Below are 18,347 nucleotides of genomic sequence, written 5' to 3' on the forward strand. Positions count from 1 at the left end.
CATAAAGAGTGGTGAGAACTTTGGCGAATTCAATGAAAATTAACCCGAGAAAGTTTCATAGAGATCAGTTGAAATTTCATGGTGCTTTGACGTTTCTCTCTATTTTTATGGCGCTTCCTATTTTATTTATTTTTAACCATGCCTTTAAACCGTTTACAGAATTATTTGCATATCCGCCTCGATTCTTTGTTCAATCGCCAACCTTAGAGAATTTCCGGTTGTTGATTAATTTTTCCGCTGAGTCGGGGATGCCCTTGTCAAGGTATGTGTTTAATAGCTTGTACGTGACGATTCTAGTTATCTTGCTTACTTTGTTTATAAGCTCTTTAGCTGCATTCGCATTGTCCAAATTAGAGTTTAAAGGAAAAGATACCTTTAATAAAATCAATACGCTGGCGTTAATCTTTGTACCTTTAGCTGTTGCGATTCCGAGATTCTTTATTATTGTAAATTTAGGAATTTTCAATACGTATTGGGCGCATATTATACCTCTATTAGCGATGCCGATCGGGATCTTTTTACTCAAGCAATTTATTGACCAGATTCCAAACGAACTTCTCGAGGCTGCAAGAATCGATGGAGCGGGGAACATGAGGGTCTACTGGAGTATTATCCTGCCTTTGGTCACGCCAGCACTAGTTACGGTAGCGATCTTAACCTTTCAGGCAAGTTGGGGTAATGTCGAAAGCTCAGCTATCTTTATGGACAAGGAGTCTATCAGAACGCTTCCTTTTTATATGGAAACATTAGTATCACAGTCTGGCAATATTGTTGCTGGTGCTGGATTATCGGCGGTAGCGGGTTTGATCATGTTTGTTCCTAATTTAATCTTATTTATCATTTTGCAAAATAAAGTCATGAATTCCATGGCTCATACGGGGATTAAGTAATATGAGTATGTATATGAAGATCACATTGTTACTAGGGATTATACTGATTGCCATTCACCCTAATTCGTATGTGTTTGCCGAAGCACCTTATTATACGTATACGAGTGACAGTCAAGGAACCATTATTAAAACCCAGACCGGCTATACACCAGCCAATCAAATAAACGTAATTAATGGTGAAAGATTAGAAATGCCTGAGCATGTATTTGTTGATGACGAGGACTATATTTATATATCCGACAGTTCGCACAATAAAATATATATATTGGACCGAAATTATCGCTTCTATAAAGAGTTGACTAGTGAAAAGTTTACTACTGTTCAAAGTTCATTTGTAACGGACCAATTTATTTATGTTGTAGATAGCTCTCAAAATAAGATCTTTCTCTTTGACAAATTGACCCATGAATATGTGAGAGAAATTGGGCAGCCGGACTCGCCGATTTTTAATGAAGGCTATAGTTTTAGTCCGACACATATTGCTGTAGATGTTAGAGGGAATATGTATGTTAGAAGCAGTGGATCTGTGAATGGGTTGATCATGTTAAATAGAGAAGGTGAATTTATTACTTTCTTTGGTGCTAATCCATTAAATGTACCATTGTTAGATCAAGTCAGGTCATTCTTTTTAACAGAAACACAACAACGGAAACTTGAGAGGGTTTTTCCAGATGTTCCTAGTAATATCGCAATAGACGATAAGGGATTTATCTATACAGTTACATCATCTATTGAAACGAATCCGATAAAGAAATTTAACGTCTCAGGAACCAACTATTTCCCTGATGAATTAGTAGCAACGCACAATATGGAAAGCGTTTGGATTGGAAAGCACAACAATGTTTATTCTATTACCTCAGAAGGATGGATTTTCGAGTATGAATCTGATGGAAATCTATTATTCTTGTTCGGGGGAAGCGATGTGAATTCAAGCCGATTTGGGCTTTTGAGCCGACCGGTAAGCATCGCTGCGAATTCAGCTGATGAGCTTATTGTTGTTGATCAGGGAACGAAAAGGATTCAAACCTATCAATCAACTCAATTTGCAGATGCAGTGCATCATGCAATGGGAGCTTATCAAGCTGGTGATTATACGGAGAGTAAAGAATTATGGGAATATACGATGAAGTATAATTCGATTTTTGACAATGCTCATATCGGTTTGGGGGATGCGTACCTTCGAGAAGGTGATCCGCACAGAGCATACGAAGAATATTTTGATGCTCAGTATAGTGAGGGGATCTCAGAAGCTTTTTGGGAAATTCGTCAATCATGGTTGGAAGATAATTTAAATAACGTATTTTCGCTTCTTTTAGTTGTAGTAGGTGTTGTTTCTACACATAAATTCTTGAATCGAAAATATCGTTATGGACCAAGGGTTAGAAAACGGATCAGTGTCCTAAAAAGGATAAAAATGGTTGATGATTTGCTTTATATGTTTACCTTCTTGAAACAACCGTTAAACGGTATTTATGAAATACAAGATAAAAACAGAGTAGCCAGAAGATCATCAACGATGATTTTTATTTTGATCGCTGTTATTTTTATCTTACATCATATGTATACGAATGTATTATTTGTTCCGAAAAATGAGTATATCCTTTATGAATTATCGATTATGATGCTTCTTTTTGTTTTGTGGCTCGTATCTAACTATTTAATTTGTTCGATTAATGATGGCGAGGGAAGCTTTACACATGTATATAATAGTACGGCGTATGCTTTGAGTCCTATCGTGATCATCATGCCTCTAGTCATCTTATTTAGTAACGGGTTAACTTTAGAACAGTCAGTATTCTATCATCTACCGGTTCAGGGCATGTTTATATGGGGAGCATTTCTACTGTTCTTCACGATAAAAGATATTCATAATTATGATGTCGGTGAAACAATCACCGTCATTTCCAAAAGTGTGTTTACGATGCTGATTATCGGATTGTTTTTATTTGTTTTATATTCGTTAGGCAATCAAATGATTGAATTCCTATACGATGTGGTTACGGAGGTGAGCAAACGATGGTAAAAAGATTCATGAAGTACGGAGTCGCATTTCTTATATTAAGTATCATTGGAGTTACCTACTTCCAGTTCAATACTCAAGGTATTCAATATGCAATTGCTGTAGCTGAGGATAACTTTAAGGATGTTATTGTGAATGATCAGAAGGGTACGTGCACCAATCAACTAGTTGAGGAAGATATTCCTGAACGATTTACGAAAGTAGCTGAAAATGAACAATTAGAGCTTTATCTTGAAGAAGAGTCTGTTGCAATTGCTGTGAAAGATAAATGTAATGGCTATACATGGTTCTCTTATGATGTTCATAGAGACATGGAAGCAGATGGCTACAGTCAAGAAATGATCAGGTATATACATTCAGGTATCTCATTAGTAACCTATGATGGTTTTACACCAGGCAGGAGAACCGTTCTGGATAGCAATATCGAAAAGACCTATCAAATGATGGACAATGGATTTACGGTAACGCTTGACTTTACTGCTCAGCAAATAAAGTTTGATGCGGTTGTTACCTTGCAGGGAGGGGACTTGCTTTTTCATATCCCACAGGAAAGTGTAGAAGAGTATAACCCAGATTTGTGGAAGCCGGGAAATAATAATGTGTCAATGAATGATCTGATTATCTACCCGTTTTTTGGGAGCGCAAGCCACAAAGATGACGGTTATATGGTCATTCCTGATGGAGCTGGAGCGATTGTAAATCTAGATGAAACCCCAAAACATGCAGCAGGCTATTCTGCTCCTGTTTATGGGAGGGACATGGGATATGAAAACTCCTCTTCACCAAGTCAGAGAGGGCTGACTACTAAGCCATTAGAGAATGTATCACTGCCAATTTTTGGGGTTATTCATGAAGTCGATAAAACGGGTGTGTTAGTTATCTCGGAAAGCGGGAGTAGTTATGCTACTTACAATTATCGATCCAGAGATACAAATACGAATTACTATCAATCGTATTTTGCTTATAACTATCGTACCGCCTATTCTCAGTTTCAAAGCCGGGTTAATGAAGATCAGCATGTTCTAGGTTTCCAACAGAAACCAAATGAGTTTGATCTCGTTCAAAGATATGTCTTCTTAAATGAGAATGAAGCAAACTATGTTGGTGTTGCTAAAAAATATCGTGATCTCCTTGAAAAAAAAGAAGGGCTAACGAAAAATATAGATTCTTCTTACAATGAAATTCCTTTGAAAATTGACTTTGTCAATAGTGAAATCACTATGGGGACGCTAGGTGAGGAGAGTATTCCGGTAACAACGTATGATCAAGCAAAAGAGCTGAGTAAGACATTATTGGATAAGGGATATGAGAATTTAAATGTTACGTTTAAAACATTTATTCAAAATGAACTTACGTATAAATTTGGCGTATCGGAAGGACTTGGAGGGCAAAAAGATTTAGAAGAAGCGATACAATTTTTTTCTGCAAACGATATTACATTTAACTACTATGCAGATTATGCTCGGTCTTATTTTGAGAAAACGAGATATTCTGCTAGTAAAATGAATCGGCAAAATCTTAGCGTGTATAACCGTCAGAATAATCTATTAAACTATTTGAATAATCCAAAATATTACACAGTTTTAGCTGAAAAAGATTTGGATCGTTTCAAAAAAAACAAGATAGATTCACTAGCATTAGGTGGATTTTCCGGTAGCTTATTTACCCATTACGACAGTGGTACGATCGGGAGCAGTACTGAGGGGATGGAGTATACCAAAAAGGTAATGGAATATTTACACGATCATGGTATTCGCACAAGTATGTATGCGCCTGATGCTTATCTTTATCGATATATTGAGGAGTATTTCGATGCACCTATTCATTCGTCAGGATTAATGTTTATTGATGAGACCGTTCCATTGGTTTCGCTAGTCTTAAGTGGTTACAAAGACATGTATTCTACGTATATGAATTTCTCATCCAATGATATCGAGGCAAAATTGAGGTTAATTGAGTTTGGGGTTTACCCGTCATTTGTTTTGACAGGTGAATCGACTTACAAATTAAAAGGTACTGTCTCAAATGATATCTATGTTTCAGAGTATAGCTATTTAGAAGATCGTATTGATGCCTACTACAACTTTGTCAATGAAGGGTTGGGTGATGTTATAGGCAGTGAGATGATCAACCATACAATTGTCGATCATGGGATCGTTATAGTCGAGTATAGCAACGGGAAGGAAATCGTTATTAATTATAATGATTCAGATTATTTATATGGAGATGTGCAAATTAAAGCAAAAGGGGTTGTGATATTATGATGACGCTGAGTATGAAGCAAAAAAAAGCTTTAACTGGTATTCTCTTTATCAGCCCCTGGATTCTCGGTTTTTTGGTTTTGGTTTTGTATCCGTTATACAGGACCATATTCATGAGTTTCAATAATGTTTCCTTTGGGAACAGATCAGGGTGGAGATATAACTGGGTCGGTCTTGAAAACTACCAAAGGATTTTGTTTGAAGACGTCGATTTTGTCATTGCAGCTCAAAACTTCTTTGTCAGTACGCTGTTGTACGTACCGGTAATTATTGCAGTATCTGTTATCATTGCGGTGCTGCTGAATCAAAAGATAAAGGGAAAGTCGTTTTTCCGATTGCTGTTTTTCTTGCCGGTCATTATTATGAGTGGTGAGTTGATGGAAAATATAAGTAGTTACGGCGGAATGGCGATAAGTGCCAACAGGCTGCTTTTAGATGTGATCTATACGATTATTCCATCTCAAAATGTTGTTTTGTGGATCGTTTCCCTTTTTGAACTGATTGTTCAGCTCTTGTGGTACAGCGCCGTTCCCATTTTGATTTTCCTTGCCGCTCTTCAGAAAGTCGGCAAGGACATGTACGAGGCTGCATCAATAGATGGAGCCTCGCCATGGACAGCTTTTTGGAAGATCACATTGCCTACTATATACCCTCTAGTAAGTGTATGCGTAGTCTTTGTCGTTGTTTTTCTAGCAAATTTTGAACTTAACCCGATTATAAGTATTATTATGGAGTCCACATATGACGGTTCTAGACGTGAGGGGTATGCTTCTGCGATCTCCATCCTGTATACGATCGTTCAAATAGTACTGATCTCCATATTGTACTATGCGACTCGAAGCAGAAAGACAAGTGTGAGGTGATGATAAATGTATAGTAACTTAGCAGAAACATATAATCGTTTCACGTACGAAGTTAAGAAAAACAGACTAAAAGCAAAGAAGATTTTTTTCGGTTCGCAAATGAGCGACGGACTCATGTACAAATTATCAACCTACACGATCTTGTTAATTTTTGGTTTTGTTTTTCTTTATCCTTTAATTTACATGTTTTCGGTAAGTTTGATGTCCAATTTAGATTTGGCTGATAGTACCGTCGAATGGCTACCAACCAGCCTCTATACGTTTAATTATGAGTTGACATGGAATGCGTTAAATATGCCAAACGCTTTTGTAACGACAGCACTTTTAGCTGGTGCGACTACAATATGTGTTATTATATCCTCTGCATTAATAGGATATGGTTTAGCCCGATTTGATTTTAGAGGGAAAAATATCGTATTTATGTTGCTGTTGTTTACGTATATCGTACCGAAAACATTATTTTTTATTCCGCGATATCAAATTTTTACGGAATTAAACCTAAAAGGAAATATTGGAGCTTTGGTAGTCCCAGCGTTAACAGGGCAAGGGGAACAAGCTGCATTATTTATTCTTATCTTCTTTCAATTCTTTAGACTAATCCCAAAAGCAATGGAGGAAGCTGCATTTCTAGATGGAGCGAATGCACTAAGGACGTTTTGGACTATAGCGATACCAATGGTTCGTCCCGCCTTTATCATCGTTGGTGTGTATGCTTTTTCGTTATATTGGAATGAAACGTTTTTAACATCCTTTTATTTAGAGGGGAAAATTCAGACAGTTCCAATGCTATTAGGATCTTTGCAGCAAACCTACGAGGGAGTGGCTCAGGCAAGTGGTGCTGGTGACCCTGGTGTAAATCCAAACTTAAGTTTTACAGAAGCGATAGCCTTTGCAGGTACCATCATATCAATTCTTCCACTAGCACTGATGTATATTATTGTACAAAGATGGTTTGTGGAAAGTATTGATAAATCAGGTATTACAGGCGAATAATAGTATAAAAGATTGAAGCGGTTTCTTAGTAAACCTGAAAAATATTAATGTAGAGACTAGAGGATAAAAGATTAGTAATATAGACATATTGTGAGTGGACTTGGTGTTAAATGCTGTATCACAGTATGAAAAGCTGAAATTGTGCAGTCTCCTGTTACTTTCTTATATACGGAAACATGGGAGCAACCTTATTATGAAGATTAAAAAAGTATTATCATCAAAATGGTGACAAGCCTACAATTTCATTTGTAACAGTATTGTCATAAATAAAATCACTTATAGGATTATAAGCAACCCTATAAGTGGTTTTTTAAAGCTATTTTCATTTCTTTGGCCCGCGGTATTATGATGATAGTTGTTAAAGCCAAAAAGAAAACATATATCTTAATAGTGTTTTATAATCTTAAATAGGGGGTCTTCAATTAAGCGCTTTCAATGTTTGTATATCCATATACATTTTCGCGTTTTATAATGAGAATGGACTTTTAGAAGAAAATAGCTTTTTATACGTAGGAGGGTAAAACATGATTAAAAATGATGTAGTAACGGTCGGGTTAATTGGACTTGGCGGGATGGCGAATGCGCATCGAAGAATGATCTCTGAATTAGAACAACTACAGTTGGGTGCTCTTTGTGATGTGAATGAGGAGCTTTTGAATGAAATTGGTAATGAAGAAGGGGTTAGTGAAGAGAAACGATTTAATGATATGGAAGCTTTGATTGCCGATCCAGATGTTGATGCTGTGATTTCGATTGTGCCTAACCATTTGCATGCTAAGGTAATAGAGTTATGTATTCAACATCAAAAACCGATTATGGCAGAAAAACCTTTTACTTTAAATTTTGATGAGGCCGAGAAATTAGCACTCTTGTATGAACAACAACCAATACCATGTATGGTTGGTTTTTCTTATCGTTACATTTCTTCTTTTCGCTATGCGAAACAGCTGCTAGAAGAAAATAAGATTGGTTCGATTCGTCATATTGCTGTTCGATATCTTCAATCATTCGGAGCGCCACTATTTGAAGTACCTTATGCTTGGCGTTTTAATAAAGCGATTACAGGTACGGGAGCACTAGGGGATTTAGGTGCTCATATGATTGATAGTGCTAGATTCTTTGTTGGAGAATTTCATTCTGTATCAGCATTAATGGAAACGTTTGTTCACGAAAGAAAAGAACCGAACAGTGGAGAGTGGAAGAAAGTCGATGTGGATGACTACGCTAGTTTTCAAGCAGTGCTTGATAATAATGTAATTGGTAATTTTCTTACGACAAGAAATGCAGTTGGATCTGGGAACCAGCACGAAGTATCGATTTACGGTGATTACGGTACGATTCATGTCAATTGTGAACGGCCAGATGAGATTGACCTTTGCTTTAAAGAAGAAAATGATAAAAGACCTACTTTTCAAACACAGAAAGTACCTGAACATTATAAGAAACAGCAATTGCAAGATTTTGCTGACTTAGTAACAAACAATCAGCAAGCGGGAACTCCGACTTTCTATGATGGTTACCAAAATCAAAAAGTACTTGAAAGAATTATTCAGTCTGCTGAAAGCGGTCAAACTGTGAAAGTAGATTAATAGAGTTTGTTCCAAAAGGTCATTTCTTACCTTTTGGAACAAACTCGAAACATGCAGGCGCTTAGCAAGTTAAGGCATTGCAGGTTCTTTGTTTAAAACATACTACTATTTATTCTCAGGAGGATATTATGAGTGTAAGTAACATAAATATTGGGGTAGTAGGAGCAGGTTCATTTGCAGATTTATGGTATCTCCCTATATTAGAAAGGCATCCAAACGTTCACATACAAGCCATTTGTAGTCCGAGTGGAACGAGTGCTGAAAACCTAGCAAAAAAATACACCATTCATTCAAGCTATCAATCATATAAAGAAATGTTTGAGAAGGCAGAACTCGATGGCATTTGTATCGTTACGCCGAATGAATCACACCATGACATTGCTGTAGAGGCAAGCAAACGTGGCATTCATGTTATGTGCGAAAAACCATTAGCAATGGACCAGCATGAGGCTCATTCAATGGTTAAAGCAGCAGAAGAAAATAAGATTATTCATGGTGTGAATTTTACATACCGTGAAAACCCAGGAGTGCAAAAACTGAAGGAACTTCTAGAGCGAGGTTTTATCGGGATAGTTTATGACGGGAAATTTCAGTATACAGGAGCCTATGGATTATCGGGTCCTCCGGGATGGCGAGGAACGAAATCTAAAGGAGGGACTGGTGGAGTTCTTGCTGATTTAGGATCTCATTTGATTGATCTTGTTCAATTTGTATTAGGTGAAAATGTTCGTAGTGTACAATCCTCTCTTTCCTTTTTACATGAGGGAAAATTAAAAATGATACATGATATGGACAACTATGATCAATCAGCAGATTCTGTTTATTTTAATGGTACTTTTTCTTCTGGTGCACATGGTTCGTTTTATACAAGCTGGATTTCTTCTCAGGGGAATAGAGGCCAAACCATTGAGTTATCCTTTTTTGGTAGTGAAGGAACGATACAATTTCTCTCTAGTGAATTAGGAGTGCAATTAAAATATGCCCATGGAAAAGGGCAATGGCAAGAAATTCATTTAGAAAATGTAATCAAATGGGATGACATGGCTGAACCGAATGAAGGACGGTTTAGACCATGGCGCTTAACCAATCGGAATGAGATATGGAAATGGCTAGATTTAATTCTAAAAAGAAAAAAAAGTGAAAGACGATTACTAACTGGCATTCCTAATTTTAGAGACGGGTATTCAGTTCAAAAAGTAATTGATGCCGTGATTCAATCCGCTTATTTGGGAAAAGTAGTGTCTGTTAAAGAAATAACAAAGTCAAAAAGTCATTAGTCAAGAACATTTGATGAGTCAAAAGCTGTTGAGAATCAATTCTCAACAGCTTTGTTCTTTTGGCGATGTCGCAATAGAACTAGATAATTATGTAAATCTATCTGAGCGTGATCAAATTACATTTACCTTTTCATCGTAACAGTAATGGCGTTAGGTTGGAATTGATTATGAATTAACGATCGTTGGGGGGATTATGTTCTTGATTAGGTGTTATATATTATTAGTTTGAACTATAAATATTACAATCAATGTGATAAATATTCATAATAGAAATAGATAGAAAAACTAGGGTTATATTATAAGATAGCTTTCAAATTTAAGAAGGATCTAGGGGCGAATTCATTGAAAAAAAGACCAATTGTTCTTCTTCTACTCGTTACTTTTTCTAGTATTTTATTAGCATTCATTTCTAAACAGCTTGCTGATGAAAGACCAACAGTTATCGTTGTTTTAAAAGACTTAAACACAGATTATTGGCAAATTGTTAAAGAGGGTGCAGAAAAAGGATTTCGAGACTTTGATATTAACGGTAAGGTGATCGCTCCTCATGAAGGATCAGCAGAAGAACAGGGCAAGTTGTTAAAGGTTGTCCTTAAAGAAAATCCAGATGTATTAGTCGTCTCACCTCATTACCCGGATTTTATCATTCCCATCTTAGAAAGGTTTGTTAAAAAGAATATTCCCGTAATGTTATTAGATACAGATGATCCTTGGGTAAATAAAACCTCTTATATCGGTACTGATAACTTTGATTTAGGAAGAAAAGCAGGGGCACTTTTAGCCTCTGAATTACAGCCTGGCAATAAAGTTGCCCTAATAGGTGGTGATGTAGAAAGTCCAGTTGGAGGCGGGCGATTACAAGGAGCAAAAAGTAGTTTAAAAGCAGCAGGAATAATCGTGGCGACAGAAATAGCAAACTTAGCAAATGAATTTGATGTTATTAAAGAAACAGTTGAATCAATTTTAACTGATCATCCTGATATTAAAGGGATAATCGCTACTAATGACACAATGGCTCTATATGCTTTACAGGTTATTGAGAAAGAGGGGGTTACAATTCCAGTTACAGGTGCTGATGGAATGAACGAAATGATTGAGTTAATAGAAGAAGGAACTTTACCTGGGTCCGTAGCACAGAACCCTTATGATATGGGCTATATAAGCGTTGAAATTGTAAGGAAAGTGATTGAGGGAGAGAAAGTTGAACGAAATATTGATAGTGGTGTAGATATTATCATCAAAGGTAATGCAAAGCAAAGATTAGACTTTCAAAAAAAGTTATTGAGGTGAGTATTCGTTATCTATTTACAAAAAAGGAGTATGTTCTTATGATTACAAAAAGAATGAAAGTGAAAATGAATACAGGTCTACAAGCTCGGCCTGCATATGAACTTGTTAATGTCTCACAAAGGTATTCCTCTAACGTTTTTATTCATGTAAATAACAGGGAAATTAATTGCAAAAGTATTATGGGTGTGATGTCGTTAGGTCTTGCACATGGTACAGAAATTACGTTAACCGTTGATGGCTATGATGAAAAAGACCTTTTAAATGAGTTAACTAGTAGATTTTTTAAAGGGTAAAGACTCTATAAAAAATACTCTATATTTTGTTAGGAGGGATAATAAACCTAATGGAAATGTGGGTTGGAAAAATCAAAGGTTATAATTCAGAGGGACAATATATCGGAACGTACCGGGCAGTCATTAAAAAGGATGGTGAATTCCTTTATAGAATGACACTATATTTTAATGGTCTTACTAATAAATCCAAAAAGCCTTATAAACGGAATGAATTTGTTAGTTCAAATTTAGAAGTGTTAAAGAGAAAGTTTAGAACATCTTTGTTTACGAAGGAAAAAGGGAAAGTCTTATGGAAAAAGAAAATAGACGTTTGTTAATTAGAATATAATAGACTCAAGGATAGTAACCTTTTAGGGGGGATTTAGGGGGAACGAATGTTACAGATTGTAAATGGTGATGTAGTTGGCAATAAACTTCGTGTACATTTTGAGCGTATAATCGTCTGGAGAGAAATGTATGATTTTGGACCATTAAGCTTGAGTTGGTCAGATGAAGAACTGATTAAAAGACGTTCGGCATTTTTTGAAGAAAAACTAGGAATTCCATCTTTAGAGTTTATTGCAAACTGTAATAAGCAGAATAAGTTACTAGATGACGCAGTCAGAACAGAAGAGGTTGTTCTATGGTTTGAGCATGACCGTTATGATCAGACAATGTTGATGTATTTGATTACAGAATTATCTTCTAAAGGCTTTAACAACCTTTCGATGGTGAGCATTAATCAGTATCCGGGGATTGAGCCATTTTTAGGGTTAGGGCAATTGACTTCCGATCAGCTGATTGAACTGTTTTCTTGTAGAAAAAAACTTACTTATGAACAAATTGAAGAAGCTCTCAGAGGCTGGATTGCGTATAATTCGAGTGATGTACAAGCTTTTGAAAATTGGATAGAACATAATCAGCACCAGCTCCCTTTTCTCTGGCAAGCGTTTCAATGTCATAAAGAATATTTTCCTTCCAAAAAAACTGGAGTTAATGAAGTTGAATGGTTAGCATTATCTTTTATTAAAGAAGGCATGTGTTCTTTTAATGAATTGTTTCAACATGTAGCGCGTAGTAGAGGAAATGATGGGCTAAGTAATCTTCACTTTGCAGCGATTTTAAACGAGCTAATGATTGGAGATAAGCCATTGCTTCAAAGTGATAAGCCATTGCCTAAGTATAATTCGCCTAACGTAGAAGCTAATATAGAAATAACGAATGATGGTGTGGATGTGTTGAATGAAGAGCAGCACCGTTTTGCATTAACTGGATTTGATTGGTGGGTTGGAGGAGTACATCTTAAAATAAATAGGTAGTGATTTCTCAATTCAATTAGTTAAAGGTCTTTGTTGTGACCAAACAAAACTGGAGGTAACCCATGCAAAACGTTATCCCTGCATTGCGAATAACAGATTATAGTAAAAGTAAAATGTACTACGTAGATGGACTTGGATTTAAAATTGATTGGGAACATCGATTTGAGCCACATTTTCCTGTGTTTATGCAGATTACGCGCGATGATTTCACGATCTATCTAACGGAACATACGGGTGATTGCCAAGTAGGAGGATTGGTACATTTTGTTGTTCACAATATTGATGAATGGTACTCTGAGTTTAAGAGCAAACATATTGTAAATGAGCCTCCAAACGAGATGGTTGAAGGAATTCGAGTGATGAATGTAGTAGATCCTGATGGGAATCAACTGCGCTTTATGAAGTATAAAAAAAGTTAGATGTCAATTTTTAATATGATAAAAAAAGAGAATGATCAAATGACAACTACGAAATAAGCATAAGTAATACCAGAGAAGCCCAATGAACCTCTTAAGTTGTTTGATTGGATTTTTCTTATTCTGTGATGAAGGTCACAGTAATATATTAGAAGCTAATAGTATTATGTAGTTATAGAAAGAAGCAATAAAAGCTTTTAAGTAACAGCAACTTAGGAGGGGTCTATATGAGATTTAATATTCGCGGTGAAAATCTAGAGGTGACAGATGCTCTAAGAGATTTCATTATGAAAAAGGTAGAAAAGCTTGAAAGATATTTTGACGGCTCCATCGCAACTGAAGTTCAAGTAAAGTTAAACGTTTACGAGAAAGATACAAAAGTAGAAATAACGATTCCGTTAAAATCATTACTTCTGCGTGCTGAAGAACAGCATGTAGATATGTATGCAGCAATTGATTTAATTGTCGATAAATTAGAGCGTCAAGTACGCAAATATAAGACAAAGGTTAACCGTAAACCAAGGCAAGTGAAAGCAGTAAATAAGCAAATCTCAAGCGCAGTTTTGTTAATGGAACCGGAAGTAGATAAGGAAGATCAAGAAGAGGGAATCCAAGTTGTTAGGACAAAACGGTTTAATTTAAAGCCAATGGATACAGAAGAGGCAGTTCTACAAATGAATATGTTAGGCCATCAATTCTTTGTTTTTACAAATGCCGAGACATCTATGACTAACATTGTATATCAACGAAATGACGGGAAATATGGAGTAATTGAACAGAATAAGTGAACTACTTTTAATTGAAAAGTAAATGAACCCTTTTCCACGATGGCAAAGGGTTCATTTACTATTTTTAAAGAAAGAGGTTAGTTCCGATCATAAAGGTCCCAAGCGAGTTTCAACGATTCTGTAATGTAATTAGCAGCTTCTTCCTCATCGAGATGATCGGTTGTAAATTTCAAATGATGAGTAGAATATATTTCTTTTCTTTTGTAAAAGAGTGCTTCAATCTCCTCCATAGAAAGCCCTTTTAAGACTGGGCGACTATCAATTATCATATTAAGACGTTCTTTCCACTGATCCCAAGAAATATCTAAAGCTATGACAATACAATTCGATAAGCAAACATCACGAACTTCTTTTTGTAAAAATGCACCGCCTCCTACGGAGATGATCTTACGTTTTTGGTTACAAAAATTCGTAATTAGATCTTTCTCTTTTTCACGAAAAGCTTTTTCACCGATTGTTTTGAAGATTTCCGTTGTTGGCATGTTATACTCTTTTTCAATTTCTTCATCTATATCAATGAAACTTCTGAATAATTTCTGTGCGACTAGTTTTCCAATGGTGGTCTTTCCTACTCCCATAAATCCGATAAAAACAATACTTTTCTCTCGTGGAAACATTTTAAAATTAGACATTTAAAAGCTCACTTTCCATTTATTCTGTTCGTTAGAATTGGTTATCCAATGATAGTTAAATTATAATATAGTTTTCAGATGAAGTAAAAATATTGTTGGAACTTTTAATATAATAGTTTTGCTATATGGGTTTTATAGGGACTGACCTCAACAATAACAACTAGGATATTAATTAAAGCTAGCAATAGTAGGCTTTAGCTTTAGTGCATAAAGGTATTAAGATTATATTGTTGTGTAGGTAGTTGCTCAATAAGCGTTGTTCATTTATGATTATAACAACTATTATAAAAGAGTGAAGTTGATTGTTATCAAGGAGGAAACTGTAGATGAATGAAAAAGTTGCTAATCAACAAACTGTAAAGGTAAGAGGGGTTCAACTAGGTAATGGCAACGCTCAGATTTGCATGCCGTTGATCGGTACATGCCAAAATGAGATTATGAATGAGTTAGAAAGTGTCAAGCAAGAAAAACCAGATCTAATTGAATGGCGTGGTGATTTTTTTGAAAATTTAGATGATACTGTAAAAGTAACCGGAATGCTTGCTACAATCCGATCTCAAGTAGCGGACACTCCAATTCTGTTTACGATCCGGTCGACAAAAGAAGGAGGAAATCCTATCTCTTTATCAGAGGAGGATAAAGTTCAATTAATAGCAGATGTTTGCGCAACAAACAATGTTGATATGATCGATTATGAATTAATCAATGATAAAGAAGATATTGAGTATCTACGAAAAGCTTCAACTAGTCACGATGTTCGTTTGGTTTTGTCATTCCATAATTTTGAGTTAACACCAGATCTTTCGGTTCTTATGGATAAGTTTAAAGCAGCTGAATCATATGGTGCGGACCTTGCTAAAGTTGCCGTAATGCCACAAAATATGGATGATGTGTTACTTCTATTACAAGCAACACAAGATGCTACTAAGAATATAAACATTCCTTTGGTGACAATTTCAATGGGCAAATATGGTGCGATTACTCGGATGTTTGGTTTTGTTTTTGGTTCGACAATTACATTTGGAGTAGGGCAAAGTAGTTCTGCACCAGGCCAAATACCGATTGAAGAGCTTAGGACTGTTATGGAGATTGTTAAGAAGTCGATATAGGTTGAGGCTACTAGTGTAAACGTGGAGGTGATATAGGTGAGATACAAACAGGTTCAACGAACAGACATTCAATGTTCAGTTCTTTGTTTGGGTGGTGCAAACATAGGGAGTACGTTAAATCAGCAAGAATCCTTTCGTTTAATGGATCTTTATGCAGATCGTGGTGGGACATTTATCGATACGGCTCAAGTGTATGCGAACTGGCTTCCCGTTGAATCTAGTATAAGTGAGAAAACAATTGGACAGTGGATGAAGTCTAGAAATAACCGGAACCACATGATCGTGACAACAAAAGGGGCACATCCACGTCTAGAAACAATGCATATCCCAAGACTTTCTCCTATAGAAATTAAATTGGATATAGAAGAGAGTTTGCGGAATCTTCAGGTCGATACAATTGATTTGTATTTTCTCCACCGTGATGATACAAGGCGTTCTGTCGGAGAAATAATAGAGGTCTTGAACGAGCAAATAAAAGTTGGAAACATTCGCTATTTCGGATGTTCCAATTGGTCGACAGCTCGAGTAGTAGAAGCCGAAGAGTATGCCCATAAACATGGGTTACAAGGCTTTTCTGGAAATCAAGTCATGTGGAGCTTAGCGGAAGCGAATCCAGAGAAATTAACAGATCAAACCCTTGTCCACATGGATCATCAGATGAGGCAATTACATAGAGAAAACAGGTTAGCCGCATTTTCTTATTCGCCGCAAGCACAAGGATTGTTTACAAAGTGGGATACGGGCTTGTATTCAAAAGAGGATGAGAGAATAAATCCTGCTTATCAGATGAAAAAGAACTGGAGGAGATTTGAAAGAGCGCACCAACTTGCATCAGATCTATCGATTACGATGAATCAAGTTGTACTTAGTTATCTTACCTCACAGCCGTTTCCAACTTTTCCTGTTATTGGATGCCGTGTGACTGAGCAATTAGAAGAAAATTTAAAAGCTGTAGATGTTCATCTAACTCAGGAACAGTTAGACTTTTTAGAGGCAGGGAATCAATAATTTTATAAGCTTGATAAAATAGATTGTCCTATTTAAAGAAGAAGGCCAATGAAGCAGGAAGCTTCATTGGCCTTTAAATACGAGGAACTAGTGATTCGAATGAAATGCAGGCGTCTATCACCTTCCTTCACGAGTAATAGGTGACCTTTTAAGTCTCACCAGAATCCATGCAAGGATTGAATGATAGATATTCCTTCCATAATTTTCGACTTGTGGCTGTTCCTCCTTTTCTCATTACAAGAATCGTCATCGGTTGTACCACTACTTTCATCGGTCATTAAAAACAGTTCCCTCGTTTACACTTTTCCTGTTTAACTTGAAGTGCCCTTCGCTCTAACGAGCAACGTTGACCGCTTCCGACGTTCCTTTCCGACGATCATTGTTTCAACTTAGGTGTCTCCTTTTCCCCGTGTCTAGCTCCACAGACTGTAACTGCGTTAGGATTTACTATCCGAATGAAAATTTCAATCCTTTAGACAAGCGTTATTTTCACGCCCGATTCATTTCTAAACCGTACTTCTGTCGAGGTTTACCTTCGGAGATTCGTCAGCCGTTGGTACGACATTCTCACCATAGATTGTTTATAGCCACCCGGCCTATCGCGTACCATATAATTCTGTATAAGCAATTACTTAGGCTTGTTTCAGCCGACTTTACCTAACTTCATACCTTTTAAGCTATCACTGTTCCAGGCATGTAGGAGTATTAGTGAGGCAGTTTCAAGAAAACGTGATTTCTTTCACTTCCTATCTTCAAAATAACAGTTAGACTAATTTTCAGTCCTTACATTTTATGCCATTTGGCATTTATAGTAAAACAGTTCGTACGAGGCTCTATGTCAAGCCGGCACCAACCAACCGCTTAGGCAGATAGTTCAGGCTTTAGGCGGTCTTCAAAATGAATGGCTAGCTGTGATATACATTCTTTCCAACCTCTTACCGGTATAGTCCATTTTTTGAAGCTAATATAGTAGCTAAATAAATAACCTTTCTCAGAGCCTCATCCGTTGGATAGGCTGTTTTTGTTTTCGTTACCTTTCTAAGTTGCCTATGAAAACCTTCAATAATATTAGTTGTATAAATCATCCTTCTAATGTCAGGCGGATAACTAAAGTAGGAAGTCAGCTCCATCCAGTTGGATTCCCATGAACGAACAATGATTGGGTGTTTCTGACCCCATTTATCCTTAAATTCATTGAAAGCCAACTCTGCTTCTTCGATTGTCAAAGCTTGATAGACTTTCTTTAAATCGAAGCGGTACACAATCAACTGTTTTTAGCGCTCATCACGTATTGTCCCAATGTTCTTATCCAACTCAAAACCAAAAGTAAGCAAACACTTTTATAAATTACTCGATGGTTAAAGAGGACCATATGGCGCCTGGCAAGAGTTTGGCTTAGCTACATTGTTCCTAGCGGGATTCCGTAAGAGAAAAAAAGTCGTTGTCACCTAAGTCTAATTGTATAATTTTACCAAATAAACAGTACCACCTTACGCTTGGTATTGTCGTTTTAGCTCATTTACCAGAATGAATAAATGACAGAATAATCAGATTTTAAATATCTTCTTTTATGCAACAATAGTGAAAAAAATTTAATAATATATTGCTCCCAAAAGCTTA

16 protein-coding genes and 1 pseudogene are annotated in these 18,347 nt (G+C 36.4%); 15 read left to right on the forward strand and 2 right to left on the reverse strand.

Going from position 1 to position 18,347, the window contains the following annotated elements; translation table 11 throughout:
* The first annotated feature begins 11 nt into the window (after positions 1-11).
* The 13 genes from SAZ04_RS07780 (at position 12) to hpf (ending at position 13,978) form a co-directional block, all read left to right on the forward strand.
* Complete coding sequence (locus SAZ04_RS07780; protein ID WP_332693598.1) at positions 12-890, forward strand: carbohydrate ABC transporter permease; 879 nt, start codon at positions 12-14, stop codon at positions 888-890.
* A gap of 1 nt (position 891) precedes the next feature.
* Positions 892-2,913: a YIP1 family protein gene (locus tag SAZ04_RS07785; protein ID WP_332693601.1), complete on the forward strand. Its 2,022-nt coding sequence runs from the start codon at positions 892-894 to the stop codon at positions 2,911-2,913.
* Positions 2,907-5,174 carry a DUF5696 domain-containing protein gene (locus SAZ04_RS07790; RefSeq protein ID WP_332693604.1) on the forward strand — a complete coding sequence of 756 codons (2,268 nt, stop codon included), beginning with the start codon at positions 2,907-2,909 and terminating at the stop codon, positions 5,172-5,174. Before SAZ04_RS07785 ends, SAZ04_RS07790 begins: the two co-directional genes overlap by 7 nt.
* Before the next feature lie 110 nt (positions 5,175-5,284).
* Complete coding sequence (locus tag SAZ04_RS07795; RefSeq protein ID WP_332693607.1) at positions 5,285-6,034, forward strand: carbohydrate ABC transporter permease; 750 nt, start codon at positions 5,285-5,287, stop codon at positions 6,032-6,034.
* A 6-nt stretch (positions 6,035-6,040) separates the two neighbouring features.
* Positions 6,041-7,027: a carbohydrate ABC transporter permease gene (locus tag SAZ04_RS07800; RefSeq protein WP_332693609.1), complete on the forward strand. Its 987-nt coding sequence runs from the start codon at positions 6,041-6,043 to the stop codon at positions 7,025-7,027.
* A gap of 524 nt (positions 7,028-7,551) precedes the next feature.
* Positions 7,552-8,616 (forward strand): Gfo/Idh/MocA family protein, encoded by a 1,065-nt coding sequence (locus SAZ04_RS07805; protein WP_332693612.1) that lies wholly within the window; start codon positions 7,552-7,554, stop codon positions 8,614-8,616.
* 128 nt (positions 8,617-8,744) lie between these two features.
* Complete coding sequence (locus SAZ04_RS07810) at positions 8,745-9,893, forward strand: Gfo/Idh/MocA family protein (protein WP_332693615.1); 1,149 nt, start codon at positions 8,745-8,747, stop codon at positions 9,891-9,893.
* 342 nt (positions 9,894-10,235) lie between these two features.
* Positions 10,236-11,183 (forward strand): sugar ABC transporter substrate-binding protein, encoded by a 948-nt coding sequence (locus SAZ04_RS07815; protein ID WP_332693618.1) that lies wholly within the window; start codon positions 10,236-10,238, stop codon positions 11,181-11,183.
* 38 nt (positions 11,184-11,221) lie between these two features.
* The gene (locus tag SAZ04_RS07820; RefSeq protein ID WP_332693621.1) at positions 11,222-11,476 is read left to right on the forward strand and encodes an HPr family phosphocarrier protein; all 255 of its coding nucleotides are present in this window, start codon (positions 11,222-11,224) and stop codon (positions 11,474-11,476) included.
* 50 nt (positions 11,477-11,526) lie between these two features.
* Positions 11,527-11,793 (forward strand): hypothetical protein, encoded by a 267-nt coding sequence (locus SAZ04_RS07825; RefSeq protein WP_332693624.1) that lies wholly within the window; start codon positions 11,527-11,529, stop codon positions 11,791-11,793.
* Positions 11,794-11,850: 57 nt separating this feature from the next.
* On the forward strand, positions 11,851-12,774 hold the full coding sequence (locus tag SAZ04_RS07830) for a DUF1835 domain-containing protein (RefSeq protein WP_332693627.1): 924 nt from the start codon (positions 11,851-11,853) through the stop codon (positions 12,772-12,774).
* 62 nt (positions 12,775-12,836) lie between these two features.
* A complete protein-coding gene (locus SAZ04_RS07835) occupies positions 12,837-13,193 on the forward strand; it encodes a glyoxalase superfamily protein (protein WP_332693630.1) in 357 nt (118 codons plus the stop codon).
* Between the two features lie 224 nt (positions 13,194-13,417).
* On the forward strand, positions 13,418-13,978 hold the full coding sequence (gene hpf / locus SAZ04_RS07840) for a ribosome hibernation-promoting factor, HPF/YfiA family (protein ID WP_332693633.1): 561 nt from the start codon (positions 13,418-13,420) through the stop codon (positions 13,976-13,978).
* A gap of 77 nt (positions 13,979-14,055) precedes the next feature.
* Here hpf and SAZ04_RS07845 read toward each other — a convergent pair whose 3' ends face one another.
* The gene (locus tag SAZ04_RS07845) at positions 14,056-14,610 is read right to left on the reverse strand and encodes a shikimate kinase (protein WP_332693636.1); all 555 of its coding nucleotides are present in this window, start codon (positions 14,608-14,610) and stop codon (positions 14,056-14,058) included.
* Between the two features lie 326 nt (positions 14,611-14,936).
* On the opposite strand from SAZ04_RS07845, the gene aroD reads away from it, so the two are divergent.
* Both aroD and SAZ04_RS07855 read left to right on the forward strand, forming a co-directional pair.
* On the forward strand, positions 14,937-15,719 hold the full coding sequence (gene aroD, locus SAZ04_RS07850; protein ID WP_332693639.1) for a type I 3-dehydroquinate dehydratase: 783 nt from the start codon (positions 14,937-14,939) through the stop codon (positions 15,717-15,719).
* A gap of 36 nt (positions 15,720-15,755) precedes the next feature.
* Entirely contained in the window at positions 15,756-16,727 is a 972-nt protein-coding gene (locus SAZ04_RS07855) for an aldo/keto reductase (RefSeq protein WP_332693642.1), read from the forward strand.
* 861 nt (positions 16,728-17,588) lie between these two features.
* Here SAZ04_RS07855 and SAZ04_RS07860 read toward each other — a convergent pair.
* Positions 17,589-17,977: pseudogene (locus tag SAZ04_RS07860) on the reverse strand (transposase); the annotation flags it as partial.
* Positions 17,978-18,347 lie beyond the last annotated feature (370 nt).

It is taken from the genome of Halalkalibacter lacteus (assembly GCF_036663595.1).
In the GTDB taxonomy this organism is placed as follows: domain Bacteria; phylum Bacillota; class Bacilli; order Bacillales; family Bacillaceae_D; genus Halalkalibacter; species Halalkalibacter lacteus.